The sequence below is a fragment of the Jannaschia sp. S6380 genome, assembly GCF_023015695.1.
Classification (GTDB): Bacteria; Pseudomonadota; Alphaproteobacteria; order Rhodobacterales; family Rhodobacteraceae; genus Jannaschia.
In genome coordinates this window covers 767,981-786,955 of record NZ_JALKAS010000002.1, presented here as the reverse complement: position 1 = coordinate 786,955, position 18,975 = coordinate 767,981, and the positions used below count along the sequence as shown (strand labels likewise).

Below are 18,975 nucleotides of genomic sequence, written 5' to 3'. Positions count from 1 at the left end.
TCAGGCCGCGCGGCGTTCCATCGCCTGTTGCACCAGGCCCGCGAAGAGTAGATAGACGCTGCAGACTCCGAACAGCCAGCCCAGCACCTCGCCCAGTCCGAACTCGCCCCAGGCCGCCGTCAGCGCCAGGATCATCCACAGCGCCGTAATCGCCAGGGTCAGCGGCCGCCAGCGCGCGGTGCGCACGGGGTGCACGAAACGCAGCGGCAGGAACATCGCGGCCGACAGCAGGATGGACAGGATCAGCGTGATCCAGGGGTTCGGCTCCAGCACGAAGACAACGAGGGCGACCATGTTCCAGCAGCCCGGAAAACCCTCGAAACTCGCGTCCTCGGTCTTCATCTGCGTGTCGCAGAAGTAGAGCGCGCTCGCGAAAGGCACCACGATCAGGATGCCCCACCCCGCCCAGCCGGGCACCAGGCCGGACGCATAGAGCGCATAGACCGGGATGAACACGTAGGTCAGGTAGTCGATGATCAGGTCCAGCAGCACGCCGTCGAACCGCGCGGCGTGCAGGGTCACGTCCCATCGGCGCGCCAGCGGCCCATCGATACCGTCGACGATCAGCGCCATCAGCAGCCACAGGAACATGCCCGACCATGCCCCTTCGACCGCCGCCAGAAGCGAGAGCATCGCGAAGACCGCACCGGTGGCGGTCAGCAGATGGACGGACAGGGCGCGGGTTCGGGGCCACATGCCCAAGCCATGCCCTGTCACGCCCCGCTTGTCGAGGGACGGGCCGGCCGGTCCGGCGTCACTCGGCCGAGACGCGAACCTCCTCGACCGGATAGCCCATGCTGTCCTGATGGTCGAAGGCGCCGTGGCAGTCGTGGCAGAATTTCTGACTGATCTTCAATTCCTTGCCGTTCGGCTGCACCCCGGCATAGAGCCAGTTGTCGAAGTCGGGGGCGTCATCGACCTTGGTCATGATGAAAAGCGGCCCGACGCGCGCGTTGCCGTCCTTGCCGCCGATCGACTCCTTGACCAGGACGGACCCCACGGGCATTTCGAACTCGCCGTCCTCGAAGGCCAGGTATTGCTCGGCGCCGGTCTCGTTGACGAAGGTCAGCAGGAACCGGTTCTGATGCGGACCGGCCACGGCCGGCCGCGTCGCGGAGACCGTCCAGTCGCGATAGGCCTGCGCGATCTCGTTCCCTTCGGCGGTATAGGCCTCCAGCATCCGGTCCGACATGCAATCGTAGAGTGCGTCGACGACGGCGGCGTCCATCCCGAAACGGTCTTCGGCGATGGAACAGGCGTCCTGCGCGGATGCGGACCCGGCCGCGGCCAATGCGGCGCCGACCGCCGCGGCTGTCAGGATCGTGGCTTTCATGGTGGTCTCCCTTCGATGTCGTCCCCCTTTGGTGTCAAGCAGCTTGGCCGATCACACACACCCAACGATGGCGTGATCGCCCGAATTGACAGGCCAGTGGATTTCCGCCACGCCGGACGCCTGTGAAAACTTGCCCCGAAGGAACCCGGCCATGATCCCCGCCGTCCTGCCCACCTACAACCGCGCCGACCTGAGCTTCGTCTCGGGCGAGGGCTCGTGGCTGCGGGAAGCGGACGGGCGACGTTTTCTCGACCTCGGCGCGGGCATCGCGGTCAACGTGCTGGGCCATGCCCATCCCGCCCTGACCAAGGCCTTGACGGACCAGGCCCAGGCGCTCTGGCACACGTCGAACCTGTACCGCATCCCCCAGCAGGAGGCGTTGGCCGAACGGCTCGTCGACGCCACCTTTGCCGACAGTTGCTTCTTTACCAACTCGGGGACCGAGGCCTGCGAGCTGGCCGTCAAGATGGCGCGAAAGTACTGGACCGAGAAGGGCCAACCCGATCGCAACGTGATCCTGGCCTTCAACGGCAGCTTTCACGGCCGGTCGAGTGCGGGCATCGCCGCCGCCGGGTCCGAGAAGATGACGAAGGGGTTCGGCCCCCTGCTGCCCGGTTTTCGTCACTTGCCCTTCGGCGACCATGACGCCCTCGCGCAGGCGATGAAGGCCCCCGACGTCGCCGCGGTCATCCTGGAGCCGGTCCAGGGCGAAGGCGGGATCGTCCCCGTGCCCGACCAGTGCCTGAAGGGCCTGCGCGATGCCTGCGACGAGACCGGCGCCCTGATGATCCTCGACGAGGTGCAATGCGGCATGGGCCGGACCGGACGCCTGTTCGCGCATGAATGGGCCGGCGTCGCGCCGGATATCATGATGGTGGCCAAGGGCATCGGCGGGGGCTTTCCGCTGGGTGCGCTGCTGGCGACCGAAGCGGCGGCCGGCTGCATGACCGCCGGCACGCATGGTTCGACCTATGGCGGCAATCCGTTGGCCTGCGCCGTGGGCAACGCGGTGATGGACATCGTGGCCGACGATGCCTTCCTGGCCGAGGTCCGCCGCAAGGCCGGGCTGTTTCGTCAGGGGTTGGAAGGGCTGGTTCCCAGCCACCCGCAGGTGTTCGAGGCCGTGCGCGGATCGGGCCTGATGCTTGGTCTGAAGTGCCGTGTGCCGAACGGCGACGTCGTACAGGCCGCATACGGACAGGAAACCTGCGTCGTACCGGCCGCCGACAACGTCATCCGCCTGTTGCCGGCCCTCAATATCCCCGACGAGGACATTCGCGCGGCCCTGGCACGATTGGACAAGGCCGCCGCCGCGCTCGTCCCCGCCTGATCCTCATCTTGCATGAAATACCTCGGGGGGCCCCGGGGGGCTGGCCCCCCGGCGCTCTCCTCCAGGAAAGACCGCATGACCAATTTTCTCGACATCCACCGCACCGATCCCGCCCAGCTGCGCGCCATCCTCGACCGGGCGAACGCCATGAAGGCGGCACGCGGCGAACGCCCAAAGGGGACGCCCGACGACGAGTTGCCGTTGGCGGGCCGGGTCGTCGCGCTGATCTTCGAGAAACCCTCGACCCGCACCCGCGTCAGCTTCGACGTGGGCGTGCGCCAGATGGGCGGCACTTCGATGGTCCTGTCAGGCGCCGAGATGCAACTGGGCCATGGCGAGACCATCGCCGATACCGCGCGGGTGCTGTCGCGCTATGTCGACCTGATCATGATCCGCACCTTCGGCGAGGACATCCTGCACGAGATGGCGGAACATGCCACGGTGCCTGTCATCAACGGGCTGACGGACACGTCGCATCCCTGCCAGATCATGGCCGACGTCATGACCTACGAGGAGCATCGCGGCCCGATCTCGGGCAGGCGCGTGGCCTGGATGGGCGACGGCAACAACGTGGCGCAGAGCTTCCTGCACGCCGCGGCCAGCTTCGGCTTCGACTTCACCTTCTCGGGCCCCGCGCAGCTCGACCCGCGCGACGAACTGATCGGCGCGGCCCGCAACGCCGGATGCGACGTGCGGATCGAACGCGACCCCGCCGCCGCCGTGGCCGATGCCGACCTGATCGTGACCGATACCTGGGTCAGCATGGGCGACGCCGAAAGTTCGCGCCAGCGGCGGCACAACCTGCTGCGCCCCTACCAGGTGAACGAGCGGCTGATCGACGCGGCCCCGGCCGACGCGCTGGTCATGCATTGCCTGCCGGCCCATCGCGGCGAGGAGATCACCGATGCCGTACTCGACGGCCCGCGCTCGGTCGTGTTCGACGAGGCCGAGAACAGGTTGCACGCGCAGAAGGCGATCATGCGTTGGTGCCTGGGCGTGTGACGCCCGCCCCCGACAACCGCAAGGCCGCGGCCTTCATGGTCGCCGCCACGGCGCTGATCGCGGTGACGACACTTCTGGCCAAGGCCCTCGGCACCGAAGTGCTGGGGTCACCGCTGCCCCCCGTTCAGGTCACGTTCGGCCGCTACCTGTTCGGGGCGGTCACGATCCTCGCGATCGCCGCCCATCTTCGCCCGCGATTGAATCCGGCCAACGCGCCCTGGCACGCGCTGCGCGTGGTCTGCGGCTGGTCCGGCGTGACGTTGCTGTTCGCCGCCGCCGCCGCGATCCCGCTGGCGGAGGCGACGGCCATCACCTTTCTGAACCCGGTGCTGGCAATGTTCCTGGCCATCCCGCTGCTGGGCGAGCGGCCCGGCCCGGTGCGGTGGGGCGCGGCCGCGATCGCGCTGGCGGGGGCGGTGCTGCTCCTCAGGCCGGGTGCGGGGATCGTGGCGCCCGGCGCGTTGCTGGCGCTGGCGGCGGCCTGCTTCCTGGCCTGCGAGGTGATGGTCATCAAGCGCCTGACCCGGAACGAGGCGCTGCTCGCAACGCTGATTTGGGCGAACGTCCTGGGCCTTGTCCTGTCCTGCGCGGCCGCGCTGCCCGGCTGGCAGCCGCCCACGGGTTCGCAGTGGTGGGCATTGGCGGCGTTGGGGGTCACGATGGCCCTGGCGCAGATCCTGTATGTCAACGCGTTGGCGCGCGGGGATGCGAGCTTCGTGACCCCGTTCAGCTACCTCGTGCTGGTCTTCGCCGGCCTCTACGACGCGGCGCTGTTCGGCGTGATCCCGGACGCGGTGGGCTTCGCCGGCGCGGCGCTGATCCTCATGGGCGCGGCGCTGTTGGCGTGGCGGGAGGGGCGGCTTCGGCAAGGCGCATCAGCACCCGCTCCGTTTCCAACTTCGCCGCCTCGCCGCCCGCGTTGACGGCCACGAAGACGGCCCGCCCCTCGCCGATCCACATCTGGGCCATCCAGGCCGTGTTGCTGCCGAAATGCGCCAGCCCGTCACCGGCCCTCCGCCAGCCCATCGCGTATCGACCCACGGGCCCGTGCAGCCGGTCCCAGGCGTCGGGCGGCAGGAACGCGGGATCCTCGGCCGCGTGGACAGCCAGGAACCGCATCATCGCCGCCGGCGGCAGGTGCACCGTGCCGGCCGGCCCCATCGCCGGGATGTTGTCCGCCCCGGGCCCCGGCGGCACCGGCTCTGGCCGGCGACCTCAGATCGCGTCGGGCGCCCCGAAGCCCGCGCCTTCCATCCTCAACGGGTTCAGAACGTGACGACGCAGAAGGTCCTCCCACGGGGCACCGCCGGCGGCTTCCAGCATGGCGCCGGCCACGACGTAACCGGCGTTGGAATATTCCGTCTCGCCCCGCGGCGTCGCGGGCGCGGAGGACAGCATATGCGCCGCATAGGTCGCACGGCCCGGGCGCAGGACCGCGCGCCAGCGCGGCAGGTTCGCCGCCATGCCGGATCGGTGGTTGAGCAGTTCGGCAAGCGTGACGTCCCGCCATGGCTTGGCCGCGCGAAGCAGGTCGCCGATCGGCGTATCCCATTCGATCCGCCCCTGCGCGACCATCCGCGCGGCCAGCGTGGCGGTCATCGCCTTCGTCAGCGATCCGATGTGCCAGGCGTCCGACCGCACGACCGGATCGCCACCGGCATGCCGACGACCGGCGACGGCGATCCGGGCGCCGTCGTCCTTCGTCCAGACGGCGACGACGGCGACGGTTCCGTGGGCGGCAGCCAGGCGCTCGGCCTCGACCGCAGGTTCCGCGCGCAGGGGCGCGGCGAGACAGGCCAGCAGCAGCGCCAGGCGGATCACGACTTCAACCGGTAGCCCGTGCGGAACATCCACCAGCCGATGCCCGCGACCCCCAGCGTGGTCAGGGCGACAACGACGAAACCCAGCCAGGGCGAACTGTCGGAGACGCCCAGCACCGAATGGCGCAGGCCGTCGATCAGGTAAAAGACCGGATTCGCATGGCTCAGCGCCTGCATCAGCGGCGGCAGCCCCTCGATCGAGTAGAAGGTGCCCGACAGAAAGCTGAGCGGTGTGACGATGAAGTTGGTGATCGCCGCCATCTGGTCGAACTTGTTGGCGAACACCCCCGCCACGATGCCCAGCGCGCCCAGGAACGCACCGCCCAACGCCACCCAGACCAGCGCCGCCACCGGGTTGTGGATGCCCAGGCCGATGAACGGGAACATCAGCGCCGCGATGGCAACGGCGACCATCATGCCCCGCAGGATGCCGCCGGCAAGATACCCGACCACCAGTTCGGTGGCCGAAAGCGGGGGCATCAACGTGTCGACGATGTTGCCCTGCACCTTCGAGATGACGATGGAGGAGGAGACGTTGGCGAAGCTGTTCTGGATCACCGTCATCATCAGGATGCCGGGTGCCAGGAAATGCACGAACGGCACGCCCATCACGTCGCCCCGCCGCGTGCCGACGGCCAGACTGAATACCAGCAGGAACAGCGCCGCCGTCGCCAGCGGGGCCAGCAGGGTCTGCGTCCAGACGGCGATGAAGCGACGTGTCTCGCGCAGGATCAGCGTCTGCAGACCGAGCCAGTTGACGCGGCCGAAACGGCGCACGCCCTGGCGGGCGGACGCGCCGCGATCCTGTGGCATTGCGGTCGTTTCGGTCATCGCGATCCTCCGGGACGTGGCGGCCCGCCTTGTGACGGCGCCGCGCCGTGCTTACAATAGCATTTCCCCCGGGATCGCCACCCCACTCAAGAGGCTTGCGGCCGGGGCTGGGGCAATTCGAGGAGACTTCCATGGCCTGGACCGACGACCGCGTCGAGACGCTCAAGCGGATGTGGGGCGAAGGCGCCAGCGCATCGCAGATCGCCAAGGAACTTGGCGGCGTGACGCGCAACGCGGTGATCGGCAAGGTCCACCGCCTGGGCCTGTCGAACCGCAATTCCGACGAGGCCAAGCCGACCGAGGCCGCCGCGCCGACCAAGCCCGCGCCGAAGGCCACCAAGCCCGAACCGAAGGAAATCCCCGCCGCCGAGACGCCGCCAGCCCCGTCCGAGGCGGAGGAGGACGACGACGAGCCGCGCACGATGGCCGCCGTGCCACAGGGCACCAACGTCACGCCGCTGCGCAAACCGCTGATGGCGGGCCAACCGCTGCCGCCGCAGCCGTCGGCCAACGAGATCAGCCCGGAGGCGCTGGCCAAGGTGAACGCGGTCGAGAAGACGGCCAAGAAGATCAGCCTGATGGAGTTGACCGAGCGCACCTGCAAATGGCCGATCGGCGACCCGGCGACCGAGAAGTTCTGGTTCTGCGGATTGCCGGTGCAGGCGGGCAAGCCCTATTGCGAGGCGCATGTCTCGGTCGCGTTCCAGCCGATGTCATCGCGCCGCGACAGGCGCCGCTGACGCGGCTGGGCGGCGTGCCTCAGGCGCGCCGCTTCCGGGCGATGCCCCAGGCCAGCAGGCCCAGGTAGATGAACGTGGCGGCCACGTGGAACAGCCAGATCCGCGTCAGCATCAGTCCGATCACCACCGCCGCGCCCAACAGGACATAGACCGCGTTGTCGCGGCTGATCCGCACCGCCTTGAGCGAGATCGTCGAGAAGCGCGAGATCATCATGCCACCGACGAACAGCACCCAGATCGCGACCAGGAACTGCAACTCGCGCAGATCGGCGAACTCCGCGAGGTACAGCGTCACCGGAAACAGACACAGCATCGCACCCGCCGGCGCCGGGACGCCGGTGAACGACCCCTTGTCGTTGGTCTCGTCCTTGGCGGCGACGTTGAAGCGCGCCAGCCGCAGGCAGCAGCAGATCGCATAGGTCAGCGCGGCCAGCCAGCCCATCCCGGCCAACCCTTCGAGCGCGAAGTGATAGACCAGCAGCGCCGGCGCGACGCCGAAGCAGACGAAGTCCGACAGCGAATCCAGCTCGGCCCCGAAGGGCGAGGCGGCGTTCAGGCGCCGCGCCAGAAGCCCGTCCATCCCGTCGACCAGCGCCGCGAGGATCAAGAGGCCCGCGGCAAGGCTGAACTGATCGGCGAAGGTGAAGCGGATGGAGGTCAGGCCGAAGCACAGCCCCAGCAGCGTGACCATGTTGGGCACCAGCCAGACCAGCGGAAGTTGCCCACCCTCGCGCCGCTCGCGCAGGCGCGGCATCTATTCGGTCCTCGCGGTCGCGGGCCTGTCGTCGCCCAGAACCGCCAGCACGGATTCGCCCGAGATCATCTTCTGACCCACCGACACGCGGGGCGCGGTCCCCTCGGGCAGGTAGACGTCCAGCCGCGAGCCGAAGCGGATGATCCCGAAGCGGTCGCCACGGTCCAGCATCGCGCCGGTGTCGACCTCGCAGAGGATGCGGCGCGCGACCAGACCGGCGATCTGGACGACGCCGATGCGGGTGCCGTCGGCCATCGTCAGGACGAGCCCGTTGCGCTCGTTCTCCTCGGACGCCTTGTCGAGTTCGGCCGACAGGAACTTGCCGGGCCGGTAGGCCACCTCGGTCACGTCACCGGCGACGGGCGCGCGGTTCACGTGGCAGTCGAAGACCGACATGAACACCGACACCCGCATCAGCGGCGCGGCGCCCAGGTCCAGCTCCGCCGGCGGCACCGCGGGTTCGATCAGCGAGACGACCCCGTCGGCGGGCGAGACGATCAGCCCCTCGTCCATCGGGACGGTGCGGTCCGGGTCGCGGAAGAAGTAGTAGCACCAGACCGTCAGAAGCAGGCCGAGCACGCCCAGCGGTTCCCACAGCAGCCACAGCAGGACCGTCACCAGGGCGAAACCCGCGATGAACTTCGGCCCCTCGCGGTGGACCGGCTTGACGAATGTTCCGACGAGACTGACGCTCATGCTGGACCCCTTTGTTGAAAGGCAGATAGCGCGCGCCACCGGCAGGGTCCAGCGAGCCGGTCAGCGGTCCCGCAACAAGTCGATCAGCTGCTCGCCCACGCGGTCGACGATCGCATCCTCGATCGCCTTCCGGCTGTCGAGCGCTTCGGGCGCGATATCCAGCTCCTCGGCCAGCTTCTCGCGGGCGACGTCCTCGACGCGGGTTCGGGCGGCCTCCGCCTCCGCGCGGGCACGCGCCTCCAGCTCCTCGCGCTCGGCGTCCAGCTTCTGGCGGGCGACGTATTCCAGATCGGGCCGGATGCGCGGATCGGCCCAGGGCCCCTCGATCGACAGCGGGACGGAGACGCCCCGGTCATCACCGTCGCGCCGCAGGACCGGGATCAGGCGATAGTCGATCCGGCGGGCGCCTAGGTCGATCTCGCCCGCGCCGGTGGCCACCAGATAGGGCGCCGACAGCCGAAGGTCGTCGCCGCTCGCCACGCCGTCGCGGACGATGAAGCTGGCCGTGATGTCGTCGAAGATCGTCTTCTGGCCCTCGCCGCGATAGGACAGGTCCAGTGTACGCACCATGCCCCCGATATCGAGGCCCAGCAGTTCGCCCTGCCCCACGCGCAGCCCGACATCGCCGTCCAGACTTTCGACGAGGGCCTGAGCCGTGTCGCCGACGCCCAGCAGGTTCACGGTCAGGTCCGCCTCGCCGATCAGACGGTCGAAATCCGCGAAATCGGTCAGGAATGGCTGCATCCGCAAACCCGCCATGCGCAGATCGGCGCGTGCGGAAAGACCGCCGCGACCGTTGACGACAAAATCGCCTGTGACGGTGCCGCCATAGGCGCGGATCGGCTGAAACGTGACGACCGCGCGGCCGTTCTGCACCAGCAGACGGGCGGCGACATCGTCCAGCGTCGCGTCGCCCAGCGTGACCGGACCGGCGGTGAGCGTGACGTCCGCGTCGGCCGTAAACAGGCCCGAGGCGTCGATCGGATCCCGGCCCCAGCCGGTCTCGGCGACGATCGCGCTTTCACCGCCCTGTCCCTTGCGGCTGATGGATGTGAGGTCCAGCGCCTCGGCCGCAATCGTGGCCGTGATCGCCGGACGCGCACCGCGGGGGTCGACGTCCATCGCGCCGGTCAGACGATTCTGGTCCAGATCGGCCACCATGTCGCGCAGATGTAGCGTGCCGACGGGGGCGAGCGTCAGGGCCGCGTCGAGTTCGACATCGCCGGCACCCAAGCCCCGCGGAAGGTCGGGCGGGGCGATCCCGAAGGCGTCGAGCACGGCGAACCCGTCCCCGCTGCGCGCGGCCATGCGCCCCTCGAACGACAGCGGGTCGAGGTCGGCGCGACCTTCGAGGCGCAGGGAGGTGGCACCGGCGGTCACCGCCAATGCTATGGGCGTCAGCGCGCCGTCAAGAAGCTGCTGCAAGGCGGTGGCCGAGGCCTCTACTTGAATGGCACGCCCGCCGACCAGGGCCGAGCCCGTGATTTCAGCGGCGCCGTCGGGGTCGAAGGATCCGGTCTTCACGTCGACGGCGCGGGCGCGCAGCGTTCGGCCGGCAGCCCGGTCGATCCAGGTGATGTCGGCCCCGGTGACCTCCGCCTGTTCGATCGACAGGCCGCGCCCGGACCCGGCGCCTCCGTCCGAAGACGGCGACGACGCCGACTCTCCGGTGGTCATCTCCCAGTTGCCGATGCCGTCGGCGCGGCGTTCCAGGACCAGGCGGGCGTCGACCAAACGCAGCGTCTCGATCCGGATGTCACCACCGAGAAGCGAGCCGGGAGAAATCCCCACTTCGAGCAGCCCCGCCAGCAAGAGCGGGTCTTCCCCGGCCCAATCGGCGTTCGCGATGGCCACATCCTCCGCCCGCACGCCGAGCGTCGGCCACAGGGTCGCGCGGACCGGCCCGCCGAAGGTCAGCGCCCGACCCGTCTGTGCCGCGAACCTGTCGGCGGCCAGTTGCGCCACCCGTTCCGCCGGCACCAGGAACAGGACGACCACCGCGACAAGCACGAGCGTCAGGAACGTCAGTCCGCCCCGCAGCAACCATTTCATCCGCGATCCTCCCCGGCCCACGGGGACGATGAATTGCCGCCGCACCGGTCGCAAGGGGTTCCGTGCCGGCCATGCGGCGCCTATGTGCCCCATCATGTCCCAGAACCCGCCCGACCTGCGCCCCGACCTCGCCCCGCGCGCCGTCCTGCCCGCCGATGCCCGGCCCGGGCAACCGAAGATCGGCATGGTAAGCCTGGGCTGCCCGAAGGCGCTGGTCGACAGCGAGCGTATCCTGACCCGCCTGCGGGCCGAAGGATACGCCATCAGCCCGGACTATGACGGGGCGGAAGCCGTGATCGTGAACACCTGCGGTTTCCTCGACTCCGCCAAGGCCGAAAGCCTGGATGCCATCGGCGAGGCTTTGCGTGAAAACGGCCGCGTCATCGTGACCGGATGCCTGGGCGCCGACCCGGATTACATCACCGGCGCGCATCCCAAGGTGCTGGCCGTGACCGGACCGCAGCAATACGAACAGGTGCTGGATGCCGTCCACGCCGTGGCCCCGCCTGCGCCGGATCCGTTCGTCGACTTGTTGCCCGCATCGGGCGTCAGCCTCACGCCGCGGCATTTCAGCTATCTGAAGATATCCGAGGGCTGCAATCACAAGTGCAAGTTCTGCATCATCCCCGACATGCGCGGTCGACTCGCCTCCCGCCCTCACAAGGCGGTGATGCGCGAGGCAGAAAAGCTGGTCGAGGCCGGCGTGAGGGAGCTGCTGGTCATCAGCCAGGACACATCCGCCTACGGGACGGACCGGAAGGATCGGGCGGGGCCGGGCCGGCATATCGTCGACCTGGCGCACGACCTGGGCACGCTCGGGGCCTGGGTCCGGCTGCACTACGTCTATCCCTACCCGTTCGTGCGCGACCTGGTGCCCCTGATGGCCGAGGGCGCGATCCTGCCCTATCTGGACGTGCCGTTCCAGCATGCGCATCCCGACACGCTGCGCCGCATGGCCCGCCCCGCCCATGCCGAAAGGACGCTGGACCGGATTGCCGAATGGCGCGGCATCTGCCCCGACATCACGCTGCGTTCGACCTTCATCGTCGGCTATCCCGGCGAGACGGAGGCCGAGTTCGAGACCCTTCTCGACTGGCTTGACGAGGCGCAGCTCGATCGCGTGGGCGCCTTCCGCTACGAGAACGTCGCCGGCGCCCGGTCGAATGCCCTGCCCGATCACGTGCCAGATGACGTGAAGGAGGATCGTTTCGCCCGCTTCATGGAGAGGGCACAGGCGATTTCGGCGGCCAAGCTTTCCGCCAAGGTGGGCAGGCGGATGGACGTGATCGTCGATGCCGTCGACGCCGAGGGCGCGACCTGTCGCACCAAGGCCGACGCGCCCGAGATCGACGGCAACCTGTTCATCGACGAGGGGTTCCGTGACCTCTCACCCGGTGACATCCTGACCGTCGAGGTGGACGAGGCGTCGGAATACGACCTCTGGGGCCGTCCGGTCGACGGGCCGGCCCGGGGCGGGCCGACGGCGACCTAGCGCCCGGCGGCTCGGGTCGTGGGCATATCCGCGATCTCGGCAAGGTGGCGGGCGAACCATCCCCGCGGGATCAGGTGGCTGGCCCCGTGGACGTCCATCGTCAACCGACCGGCCGCGCAGTCCCACTCGTGCCGCGTATGCGTCAGCCAGCTAACGGCCTGCCAGTCGAACCTCCGCGTGCGGGGGCCGCAGCCCATATGGCGCTTCCACAGCGCCACGGCATGGGTCGGATCGCCGCCCGGGCCATAGGGAAAGTCCAGCACCGTATCCGTCGTGCCGTGGACGTGGCTGACCCGCATTGGCCTGCCGTCGCAGGGCGTGTCCGGCGGAAATGCCCCGGCCACCAGCAGCAGGGCCGACACCTCGACCGAGGTCTCGCAGGCGAAACGCGCGGCCATCAGTGCGCCCCAGCTGTATCCCGACACGACCAGCCGCCCATTGACCGGATAGCGCCGGGCGACGTCGCGCAGGACGGCCTCGGCGAAGGGCGTGTCGCGCCCGCCGGTACGGCGAAAATCCCAGCTGCGGTTCAGCCCGTCTGGCGTGACCATCAGGAACCTTGCCCGCCGCGCGGCCCCACCCGTGCGCGGCGAGCCCAGCGGGACCTCCCCCTGCCGGCCCCAACCGTGGAAATGCAGCAGAACCGGAAGGGGCGAGGCGCCGTCCCACCCGTCCGGCAGGCGCAAGTTGTAGGACCGGTCCCCAAGCGGGCAGTCACGATCGGGGCCGCAGGCCAGGGCCGGCCCGGCGACCAGTAGCATCAGAAGGATCAGACAGCGCATCGGCCCGACCCTACGCATCCGCACGCTCCCCGCCAGTCACGATCGGGTCATGCGACCGGCGCGGCCCGGGGCCTGCGACGCCCGGTCAAAGCCCCGCCGCGGTGCGGCGCACGACGTCGATGCGGTCGGCGTTGGGCGGATGCGTCCCCAGGAAGCGGTCGCCGGGATCGGGAATGCGGGTGAAGAACCGCGCACCGCGAACCGGGTCGAACCCGGCCCGTGCCGTTATGATCGTGCCCAGCGCATCGGCCTCCAGCTCATGCTCCTTGGAGAACCGGCGCGCGCCGACGCCCGCGCTGATGCGGCTGATCTCGTTCACCGTGCGACCGTCCGCCCCTGCGACCGAGGCGATCAGCCCGCCGACCAGGGCGCCCGTCGCGGCCGAACGCTGCTGGCGGGCGATGTGCTCTTCGATATGGTGGGCGGTCTCGTGGCCGACGACGAAGGCGATCTCGTCACGGTTGCGGGCCTCGGCGATCAGGGCGCGGGTGAAGGTCACCACCGGGCGTCCGGACCGGTCGAGCGACTGGAACGCATTGGGCGGCGCGTTCCGGTTGGGGTCCACCCGGATCAGGAAATCGCAGTTCAGCCGATCCCCAGCCCGCTGTCGGCACAGGCTTTCGGCCACCGGCTCAACCCGGCGGACGGCGGCCTGGAAGTTCGACGCGGCCGTCGAGCTGGACACACGGTCCGGCACCGGCCCAGCAGGCGCGGGTGCCGGTGCGGAAGGACTTGTCTCGACCGCGACGCAGGCCGTCAGAAGGATCCCGAAGGTGGCGGCGACGAAGGGTATGCGCATGGATTTCTCCCGAAGTTTCGCTAACCTCTGTCTGCAGTATAGGACGGAGATATTCCATGTCAGCGCCAACCGCGCGTGATGCTTCGCGCGAATTCGACGGCATCGCCTGATGTTCTCGATCGAACATGGCTTCGACGCGACGGTCATCACCCTGGTCGACGAGGGCGAGGGCAGCGGCCCCGACGCGACGCCCCCGGCCGAGGACGTCGTGATCACCGCCTTCGAAGAATGCGTGACCCTGTCGCAGACCGACGCGCGCAGCGACCGCACGGTTCAGATCACGTTGACGCAGGGACAACTGCGCGACCTGGCGGCGGCGTTGAACCTTCCCGAAGGGGTCTATCGCCGCGAGCGCGGCTGACGCGGGACGGATCAGGCGGCCAGCCCCTTGGATCCCATGCCCAGGAACTTGTCGCGGCGGGCGGCGCGGATGGCCTCGGCATCCTGCCCGTCGAAACTGCCCAGCATCTCGATCATCGCCGCAGAGACCGAGGCGATGGCCGCGTCGCGGTCGCGATGCGCGCCGCCCAGGGGTTCGGGGACGATGCGGTCGATGACGTCGAGCTTCAGCAGGTCCTGCGCGGTCAGGCGCAGCGCCTCGGCCGCTTCGCGCATCTTTTCGGCGTCCTTCCACAAAATTGAGGCGCAGCCCTCGGGCGAGATCACCGAATAGATCGAGTGTTCCAGCATCGCGACGCGGTTCGCCGTCGCGAACGCGACCGCGCCGCCCGAGCCGCCCTCCCCGATGACGACGCTGACGAGCGGCACGCCGAGACGCAGGCAGGCCTGGGTCGAGCGGGCGATCGCCTCGGACTGACCCCGTTCCTCGGCGCCCTTGCCGGGATAGGCGCCGGGCGTGTCGATCAAAGTGACGACCGGCAAGCCGAACCGGTCGGCCATCTCCATCAGTCGGATCGCCTTGCGATAGCCTTCGGGGCGCGCCATGCCGAAGTTCCGTTCGATGCGGGTACGGGTGTCGTGCCCTTTCTCGTGCCCGATCACCATGACCGGCCGGCCATCCAGCCGGGCCAGCCCGCCCATAACGGCATGATCGTCGGCGAAGTTGCGGTCGCCGGCCAGCGGCGTCCATTCGGTAAACAGCGCCTTGATATAGTCGCGGCAATGGGGCCGTTCGGCGTGGCGGGCGACCTGGGCCTTCTGCCAAGGCGTCAGCGACTTGTAGAGATTGGAGAGCATGTCGCGGGCCTTCTGGTCGAGCTGCGTGGCCTCACGCTCGACATCGACCTTGGCATCGGCCCGCGCCATCGCGCGTAACTCTTCCGCCTTGCCCTCGATCTCGGAAAGTGGCTTCTCGAAGTCCAGATACTGCGTCATCGGCCTGTCATGCATCCATTCTTGGGTGGCTCCGATATGGCGGGCCGGCGGGTCTTATGCAACATCGCCCGGTCGGTCGGCCCGCCGGACTTTTGCCCCGGAGTTGCCATTCTGCCGGGCGGCGGACCCGATAGTCGCCCCAGAGAAACACCATCGTAGGGGTTCCCCGTGCCAATCATCATCGCCATCCTGCTCGCCTGCGCCGCCGCCGTCTGGTGGTGGATCCGGTCCAACCCGCGCGATGCCATGGGAATGGCCGATGACGCCTTGACCGTGGCCAGGAACGCCCCGCGCAAGATCGCGTTCCGCCGGCAGACGAAAGAGCATCCGGTGCAGGGGATCGACGATCCCGTTCTTGCCTCGGTCGCGTTGGGCTTTGCCATGCTGGAGCTCGACGACCTTCCCGCGCGGGAGGAGCGCGCGCGGTTGCACCTTCTGACGCGGCGGATCTGGCGGCTGTCCGAGGAGGAGGCCGAGGAGACGCTCTCGCTGGCCCGATGGCTGGTGGCGCAATGCGGCAGTGCGGACGCGGCGCTGAGCCGGATCGGACGGCGGCTGCAGCGTATCGACGACGGCAGCGCCTGGCCCGACCTTCAGGCCCTGATCGCCGGTCTGGGCGAGGACGGGCTGAGCCCGGCACAGGCCGACGCGTTCCAGGATCTCCACCGCAGGCTGACCGGGCCGGAACGGTCCTGATGCACCGACCGGGCCGGGTCCGCTCAGGGCGATCCGAAGCGAAGTTCACGCAATCGGTCGAAGGTCTGGAACAGGACGTCGCCGGCGGCCGTCTGAACCTGACCCGAGGATTGGGCGACGGGCGTAGCGGCATGCCCCTTGCGCGATGAACGGGCATGCCCCGTCAGGTCGGCCAGCACGGTAGCGAAGGATGGCATGACCTCGTATCGACGGACAGCGACCTTGACGGCCAGCCGAGGCGGCGCCAATTCCCCCGCGTGGGCGGGTGCGTCAGACACGCATCGGCGGAGACGTTCGCAGAGTTCGTCGAGACCCGCATTCGACAGGCCTGGAATGGCCACCACGATCAGCCCCGCATCGGCGCGGCCCACGATTCCCCCTTCGGGCAGCAGTGCCTCGAGCCGTCGACGCAGGCCGGGCATCGGGATCCGGTCGATCTCGGCCCCCCAGAGCCGGGCCAGCAGCCCCCGATGGCCGAGCCGCAGCCCGATTGCGATCGCATCGCCGCGCAGCGCGCTGGATATCGACGCCTGTGTCACCGCCCATTCCAGTGCCTCGCGCGACATGAGCCGTTCACCGGGGTCCGACGCGAGCGCCGCGCGCAGACGCGCCTCCTCGGCGGCGCGCAGCCGTTCCCGCTCCAGGAGGAGGCCGATCAGCGTGACGGCGAAGAGGTTCAGCGCCACGATCACCGGTGCGGCCTGCGACAGGAACCAGATCGCGAGATCGGACGGGAGGAGGACGACGGCGAGGAGATGCACGCTCATCAACCCGGCAAGGCCCGCCATGGACCAGATGCCCCGCGGACGATGCCACGTCATCGCATGCCAGAGTACGCCGGCGCCGCCGGCAAGGATCATGGCCGCGATGCCCGAGGCCGCGCCGACCCCCCCGATCTGCAGCCGCATCGCCGCGGCGATGATCAGGCAGATCACGAAGCCGCGCAGGCCCAGAAACGCCCCGGCCAGTGCGACCGCGACATTTCGCATGTCGACGATCAGCCCGTCGACCGGACTGAACGGGGCGTTCATCTGGAGAATTGCGACCGTTCCGAACAGGAGCCCGAGGACGGAAGTCGACAGCTGGCACCCCGGTATCAGCCGACGCACCGCCCCGAAAGCGACGGCCATCATCCCCAGAAGCGCCAGGGGCCCGAGAAAATCCAGCAGCGTCGTCCAATGTGTCATGGCGAACCCCTCGTTTGGCGAAGGTTTCGCAGCCACAGGTTACCGGCAGGTTATTCCGGACGGCAGAATGCTACGAATTGGATGCAATCATCTCCGATTGCCGGACCACGACCTCGGCCTGCTTGATCGACGCGATGTCGACCAAGCGACCCTTGTAGACGGTGGCCCCGGCGCCGGACGCCTTGGCCTCCTCCATTGCGGCGAGGATGTCCCGCGCCTCGGCGACCTTGTCTTCGGATGGCGTGAAGACCTCGTTGGCGAGCGCGATCTGCTTCGGATGGATCGCCCATTTGCCGACCATGCCGAGCACGGCGGAGCGGCGAGCCTGCGCGCGGTAGCCCTCGTCGTCCGAGAAGTCGCCGAACGGCCCGTCCACGGGCAGCACGCCATGCGTCCGGCAGGCGGCGACGATCGCCGCCTGCGCCCAGTGCCACGGGTCGGACCAGTGGCGCGCGCCGTCCTTCAGCATGTAATAGTCGTCCTGCGTGCCGCCGATCCCGGTCGTCTGCATCCCCATCGAGGCGGCGAAATCGGCCGCGCCGAGCGACATCGCGACCATCCGGGGCGATGCGGCCGCAATCTCCTCGACATGGGCGATGCCGGCGGCGCTTTCGATGATGACCTCGAAACCGATGCGCCTGCCGCGCCCCTTCGCCGCCTCGATCGCGGTGACCAAGGCATCGACGGCATAGACATCGGCGGCACAGCCGACCTTGGGGATCATGATCTGGTCCAGCCGGTCGCCCGCCTGTTCCATGAGGTCGACGACGTCGCGGTACCAATATGGCGTGTCGAGCCCGTTGATCCGGACCGACAGGACCTTCCGGCCCCAATCGACCGCGCCGATGGCGGCGATGACGTTGGCACGGGCGGCGTCCTTGTCCGACGGGGCGACCGAATCCTCCAGGTCGAGGTTGACCACGTCCGCATCGCTGCCCGCCATCTTGGCGAAGAGCTTCTTGTTCGATCCCGGGCCGAACAGCTGACAGCGGTTCGGACGGGCCGCGGGGGCGGGTTGGAGGCGAAAGCTCATCGGTATTTCTCCGGGTAACGATATTGCGTGTATGCTGCCCCACTCGCTACGATCTGACCCGCGCGGGCGCAAGTGCCGCACCGCGGCATCGGTATCAGGCGGTCAGCACCCAGATATACGCGCCGTATCCCGCCAGCATGATCGCCGCACCCGCGCGGCCGATCCGCCCGCGATAGGCCACGGCGAGCAACAGGACAACGGCACCGACCATGACCGGAATGTCCAGCACGGCGAACCGGGCATCCGCCGGCAGCGGCGCGAACAGACCAGTCACCCCAAGGATGAACAGCAGGTTGAACACGTTCGACCCCAGCACGTTGCCGAGCGCGATCTCGCTGCGGCCCTTCCAGGCGGCCATGGCGGAAGTGGCGAGTTCCGGCAGCGACGTGCCGACCGCCACGATGGTCAAGCCGATTACCGCCTCCGACACGCCCCAGAGCCGGGCCAGGGACACCGCGCCGCGCACCAGCATCTCCGCCCCCAGAAGAACGCCGGCGAAGCCCAGACCGACGAGGAGGCCCGCGCCAAGGGCCGACATCGGCGGCGCGGCGTCGAGGTCCGGATCGGGGTCGGATTGCCGCAACTGCCACGCCATCCAGACCGCGAACACCGCGAGGAACGCCACCGCGCCAAGGAGGCCCAGCCCACCGGCCAGCCCGAGCCAGAGCGCGCCGGCAACGGAGATCCCGAGCAGCACGATCCCGTCGCCCCGCCATACCCTGCGCGGCATCGCCACCGGGCTGAGGAGCGCCGCGACGGACAGGATCAGGAGGATGTTCGCGACGTTCGAGCCGACGACATTGCCCAGGGCGAGGCCCGGCGCGCCGGTCTGCGCGGCGCGCAGGCTGGTCAGCAGTTCCGGCAGCGACGTGCCCATGCCGACCAGCGTGACACCGATCACCAGCGGCGGCAGACCCCAGCGACGGGCGAGGTCCACCGCGCCGGACACCAAGAGCCCGCCCCCGACCAGAAGCGCGGCGAGGCCCGCCAACACCAGCAGAATATCCATGCAACGTCGTCTCGGACACCCGGAGCGATGCGGCCCCGGCCGGGCGCGGGCTTGGGGACACGGATCACATCGGCGGGCGTCGCG

At 69.1% G+C, this 18,975-nt stretch carries 21 protein-coding genes; 7 read left to right on the top strand and 14 right to left on the bottom strand.

Annotated elements, in window-relative coordinates:
* Together MWU52_RS16930 and MWU52_RS16925 are read right to left on the bottom strand one after the other, a co-directional pair.
* Complete coding sequence (locus MWU52_RS16930; RefSeq protein WP_246954276.1) at positions 1-696, bottom strand: phosphatidylcholine synthase; 696 nt, start codon at positions 694-696, stop codon at positions 1-3.
* Between the two features lie 58 nt (positions 697-754).
* Positions 755-1,333, bottom strand: coding sequence for a cytochrome P460 family protein (locus MWU52_RS16925; RefSeq protein ID WP_246954275.1), 579 nt, complete (start codon positions 1,331-1,333; stop codon positions 755-757).
* Between the two features lie 151 nt (positions 1,334-1,484).
* Between MWU52_RS16925 and MWU52_RS16920 the strand changes: the two genes are divergently transcribed.
* The 3 genes from MWU52_RS16920 to MWU52_RS16910 all read left to right on the top strand — a co-directional run bounded on the left by MWU52_RS16920 (position 1,485) and on the right by MWU52_RS16910 (position 4,588).
* Positions 1,485-2,663 carry an aspartate aminotransferase family protein gene (locus tag MWU52_RS16920; protein ID WP_246954274.1) on the top strand — a complete coding sequence of 393 codons (1,179 nt, stop codon included), beginning with the start codon at positions 1,485-1,487 and terminating at the stop codon, positions 2,661-2,663.
* Positions 2,664-2,738: 75 nt separating this feature from the next.
* On the top strand, positions 2,739-3,665 hold the full coding sequence (argF, locus tag MWU52_RS16915; protein ID WP_246954273.1) for an ornithine carbamoyltransferase: 927 nt from the start codon (positions 2,739-2,741) through the stop codon (positions 3,663-3,665).
* Positions 3,650-4,588, top strand: a complete 939-nt coding sequence (locus MWU52_RS16910) for a DMT family transporter (RefSeq protein WP_246954272.1) — start codon at positions 3,650-3,652, stop codon at positions 4,586-4,588. The genes argF and MWU52_RS16910 overlap by 16 nt, the downstream gene beginning before the upstream one ends.
* On the opposite strand, the gene MWU52_RS16905 is transcribed toward MWU52_RS16910, so the two are convergent.
* The 3 genes from MWU52_RS16905 to MWU52_RS16895 are packed head-to-tail and all read right to left on the bottom strand — an operon-like array spanning position 4,488 to position 6,316.
* Positions 4,488-4,826 (bottom strand): hypothetical protein, encoded by a 339-nt coding sequence (locus MWU52_RS16905; protein WP_246954271.1) that lies wholly within the window; start codon positions 4,824-4,826, stop codon positions 4,488-4,490. The genes MWU52_RS16910 and MWU52_RS16905 overlap by 101 nt on opposite strands.
* Before the next feature lie 54 nt (positions 4,827-4,880).
* Positions 4,881-5,486: a serine hydrolase domain-containing protein gene (locus MWU52_RS16900; protein ID WP_246954270.1), complete on the bottom strand. Its 606-nt coding sequence runs from the start codon at positions 5,484-5,486 to the stop codon at positions 4,881-4,883.
* Complete coding sequence (locus tag MWU52_RS16895; RefSeq protein WP_246954268.1) at positions 5,483-6,316, bottom strand: ABC transporter permease; 834 nt, start codon at positions 6,314-6,316, stop codon at positions 5,483-5,485. Before MWU52_RS16895 ends, MWU52_RS16900 begins: the two co-directional genes overlap by 4 nt.
* A 131-nt stretch (positions 6,317-6,447) precedes the next feature.
* Here MWU52_RS16895 and MWU52_RS16890 point away from each other — a divergent pair, with 131 nt between their 5' ends.
* Complete coding sequence (locus MWU52_RS16890; protein ID WP_246954266.1) at positions 6,448-7,056, top strand: GcrA family cell cycle regulator; 609 nt, start codon at positions 6,448-6,450, stop codon at positions 7,054-7,056.
* A gap of 19 nt (positions 7,057-7,075) precedes the next feature.
* On the opposite strand, the gene pssA is transcribed toward MWU52_RS16890, so the two are convergent.
* The 3 genes from pssA to MWU52_RS16875 are packed head-to-tail and all read right to left on the bottom strand — an operon-like array spanning position 7,076 to position 10,558.
* The gene (pssA, locus tag MWU52_RS16885) at positions 7,076-7,810 is read right to left on the bottom strand and encodes a CDP-diacylglycerol--serine O-phosphatidyltransferase (RefSeq protein WP_246954264.1); all 735 of its coding nucleotides are present in this window, start codon (positions 7,808-7,810) and stop codon (positions 7,076-7,078) included.
* Positions 7,811-8,506: a phosphatidylserine decarboxylase gene (locus MWU52_RS16880; protein ID WP_246954263.1), complete on the bottom strand. Its 696-nt coding sequence runs from the start codon at positions 8,504-8,506 to the stop codon at positions 7,811-7,813. It abuts the gene before it with no gap.
* 60 nt (positions 8,507-8,566) lie between these two features.
* Positions 8,567-10,558 carry an AsmA family protein gene (locus MWU52_RS16875; protein ID WP_246954261.1) on the bottom strand — a complete coding sequence of 664 codons (1,992 nt, stop codon included), beginning with the start codon at positions 10,556-10,558 and terminating at the stop codon, positions 8,567-8,569.
* Between the two features lie 94 nt (positions 10,559-10,652).
* Here MWU52_RS16875 and rimO point away from each other — a divergent pair, with 94 nt between their 5' ends.
* On the top strand, positions 10,653-12,050 hold the full coding sequence (gene rimO, locus MWU52_RS16870) for a 30S ribosomal protein S12 methylthiotransferase RimO (protein WP_246954259.1): 1,398 nt from the start codon (positions 10,653-10,655) through the stop codon (positions 12,048-12,050).
* Here the strand turns inward: rimO and MWU52_RS16865 are convergent.
* Together MWU52_RS16865 and MWU52_RS16860 are read right to left on the bottom strand one after the other, a co-directional pair.
* Positions 12,047-12,832 carry a polyhydroxybutyrate depolymerase gene (locus MWU52_RS16865; RefSeq protein WP_246954257.1) on the bottom strand — a complete coding sequence of 262 codons (786 nt, stop codon included), beginning with the start codon at positions 12,830-12,832 and terminating at the stop codon, positions 12,047-12,049. The genes rimO and MWU52_RS16865 overlap by 4 nt on opposite strands.
* 85 nt (positions 12,833-12,917) lie before the next feature.
* Positions 12,918-13,631, bottom strand: coding sequence for a M48 family metallopeptidase (locus MWU52_RS16860; RefSeq protein ID WP_246954254.1), 714 nt, complete (start codon positions 13,629-13,631; stop codon positions 12,918-12,920).
* Between the two features lie 109 nt (positions 13,632-13,740).
* On the opposite strand from MWU52_RS16860, the gene MWU52_RS16855 reads away from it, so the two are divergent.
* Entirely contained in the window at positions 13,741-13,992 is a 252-nt protein-coding gene (locus MWU52_RS16855) for a hypothetical protein (protein ID WP_246954253.1), read from the top strand.
* A gap of 11 nt (positions 13,993-14,003) precedes the next feature.
* Here the strand turns inward: MWU52_RS16855 and MWU52_RS16850 are convergent, their stop codons facing one another.
* Positions 14,004-14,966, bottom strand: a complete 963-nt coding sequence (locus MWU52_RS16850; RefSeq protein ID WP_246954252.1) for an acetyl-CoA carboxylase carboxyltransferase subunit alpha — start codon at positions 14,964-14,966, stop codon at positions 14,004-14,006.
* A gap of 168 nt (positions 14,967-15,134) precedes the next feature.
* Here MWU52_RS16850 and MWU52_RS16845 point away from each other — a divergent pair, with 168 nt between their 5' ends.
* Positions 15,135-15,662 carry a hypothetical protein gene (locus MWU52_RS16845; protein WP_246954251.1) on the top strand — a complete coding sequence of 176 codons (528 nt, stop codon included), beginning with the start codon at positions 15,135-15,137 and terminating at the stop codon, positions 15,660-15,662.
* Positions 15,663-15,685: 23 nt separating this feature from the next.
* On the opposite strand, the gene MWU52_RS16840 is transcribed toward MWU52_RS16845, so the two are convergent.
* The 3 genes from MWU52_RS16840 to MWU52_RS16830 form a co-directional block, all read right to left on the bottom strand.
* Complete coding sequence (locus MWU52_RS16840) at positions 15,686-16,849, bottom strand: LytS/YhcK type 5TM receptor domain-containing protein (RefSeq protein ID WP_246954250.1); 1,164 nt, start codon at positions 16,847-16,849, stop codon at positions 15,686-15,688.
* A 70-nt stretch (positions 16,850-16,919) separates the two neighbouring features.
* Positions 16,920-17,882, bottom strand: a complete 963-nt coding sequence (locus MWU52_RS16835; RefSeq protein WP_246954249.1) for an L-malyl-CoA/beta-methylmalyl-CoA lyase — start codon at positions 17,880-17,882, stop codon at positions 16,920-16,922.
* 94 nt (positions 17,883-17,976) lie between these two features.
* Positions 17,977-18,891: a calcium/sodium antiporter gene (locus tag MWU52_RS16830; RefSeq protein ID WP_246954248.1), complete on the bottom strand. Its 915-nt coding sequence runs from the start codon at positions 18,889-18,891 to the stop codon at positions 17,977-17,979.
* Between the last annotated feature and the right edge of the window lie 84 nt (positions 18,892-18,975).

What these genes read in the sequence shown, in the direction of transcription:
- MWU52_RS16930 (WP_246954276.1), bottom strand. Translation starts at nt 696, where the DNA reads ATGTGGCCCCGAACCCGCGCCCTGTCCGTCCATCTGCTGACCGCCACC.
- MWU52_RS16925 (WP_246954275.1), bottom strand. Translation starts at nt 1,333, where the DNA reads ATGAAAGCCACGATCCTGACAGCCGCGGCGGTCGGCGCCGCATTGGCC.
- MWU52_RS16920 (WP_246954274.1), top strand. Translation starts at nt 1,485, where the DNA reads ATGATCCCCGCCGTCCTGCCCACCTACAACCGCGCCGACCTGAGCTTC.
- argF (WP_246954273.1), top strand. Translation starts at nt 2,739, where the DNA reads ATGACCAATTTTCTCGACATCCACCGCACCGATCCCGCCCAGCTGCGC.
- MWU52_RS16905 (WP_246954271.1), bottom strand. Translation starts at nt 4,826, where the DNA reads ATGGGGCCGGCCGGCACGGTGCACCTGCCGCCGGCGGCGATGATGCGG.
- MWU52_RS16895 (WP_246954268.1), bottom strand. Translation starts at nt 6,316, where the DNA reads ATGACCGAAACGACCGCAATGCCACAGGATCGCGGCGCGTCCGCCCGC.
- MWU52_RS16890 (WP_246954266.1), top strand. Translation starts at nt 6,448, where the DNA reads ATGGCCTGGACCGACGACCGCGTCGAGACGCTCAAGCGGATGTGGGGC.
- pssA (WP_246954264.1), bottom strand. Translation starts at nt 7,810, where the DNA reads ATGCCGCGCCTGCGCGAGCGGCGCGAGGGTGGGCAACTTCCGCTGGTC.
- MWU52_RS16880 (WP_246954263.1), bottom strand. Translation starts at nt 8,506, where the DNA reads ATGAGCGTCAGTCTCGTCGGAACATTCGTCAAGCCGGTCCACCGCGAG.
- MWU52_RS16875 (WP_246954261.1), bottom strand. Translation starts at nt 10,558, where the DNA reads ATGAAATGGTTGCTGCGGGGCGGACTGACGTTCCTGACGCTCGTGCTT.
- rimO (WP_246954259.1), top strand. Translation starts at nt 10,653, where the DNA reads ATGTCCCAGAACCCGCCCGACCTGCGCCCCGACCTCGCCCCGCGCGCC.
- MWU52_RS16865 (WP_246954257.1), bottom strand. Translation starts at nt 12,832, where the DNA reads ATGCGCTGTCTGATCCTTCTGATGCTACTGGTCGCCGGGCCGGCCCTG.
- MWU52_RS16860 (WP_246954254.1), bottom strand. Translation starts at nt 13,631, where the DNA reads ATGCGCATACCCTTCGTCGCCGCCACCTTCGGGATCCTTCTGACGGCC.
- MWU52_RS16855 (WP_246954253.1), top strand. Translation starts at nt 13,741, where the DNA reads ATGTTCTCGATCGAACATGGCTTCGACGCGACGGTCATCACCCTGGTC.
- MWU52_RS16850 (WP_246954252.1), bottom strand. Translation starts at nt 14,966, where the DNA reads ATGACGCAGTATCTGGACTTCGAGAAGCCACTTTCCGAGATCGAGGGC.
- MWU52_RS16840 (WP_246954250.1), bottom strand. Translation starts at nt 16,849, where the DNA reads ATGACACATTGGACGACGCTGCTGGATTTTCTCGGGCCCCTGGCGCTT.
- MWU52_RS16835 (WP_246954249.1), bottom strand. Translation starts at nt 17,882, where the DNA reads ATGAGCTTTCGCCTCCAACCCGCCCCCGCGGCCCGTCCGAACCGCTGT.
- MWU52_RS16830 (WP_246954248.1), bottom strand. Translation starts at nt 18,891, where the DNA reads ATGGATATTCTGCTGGTGTTGGCGGGCCTCGCCGCGCTTCTGGTCGGG.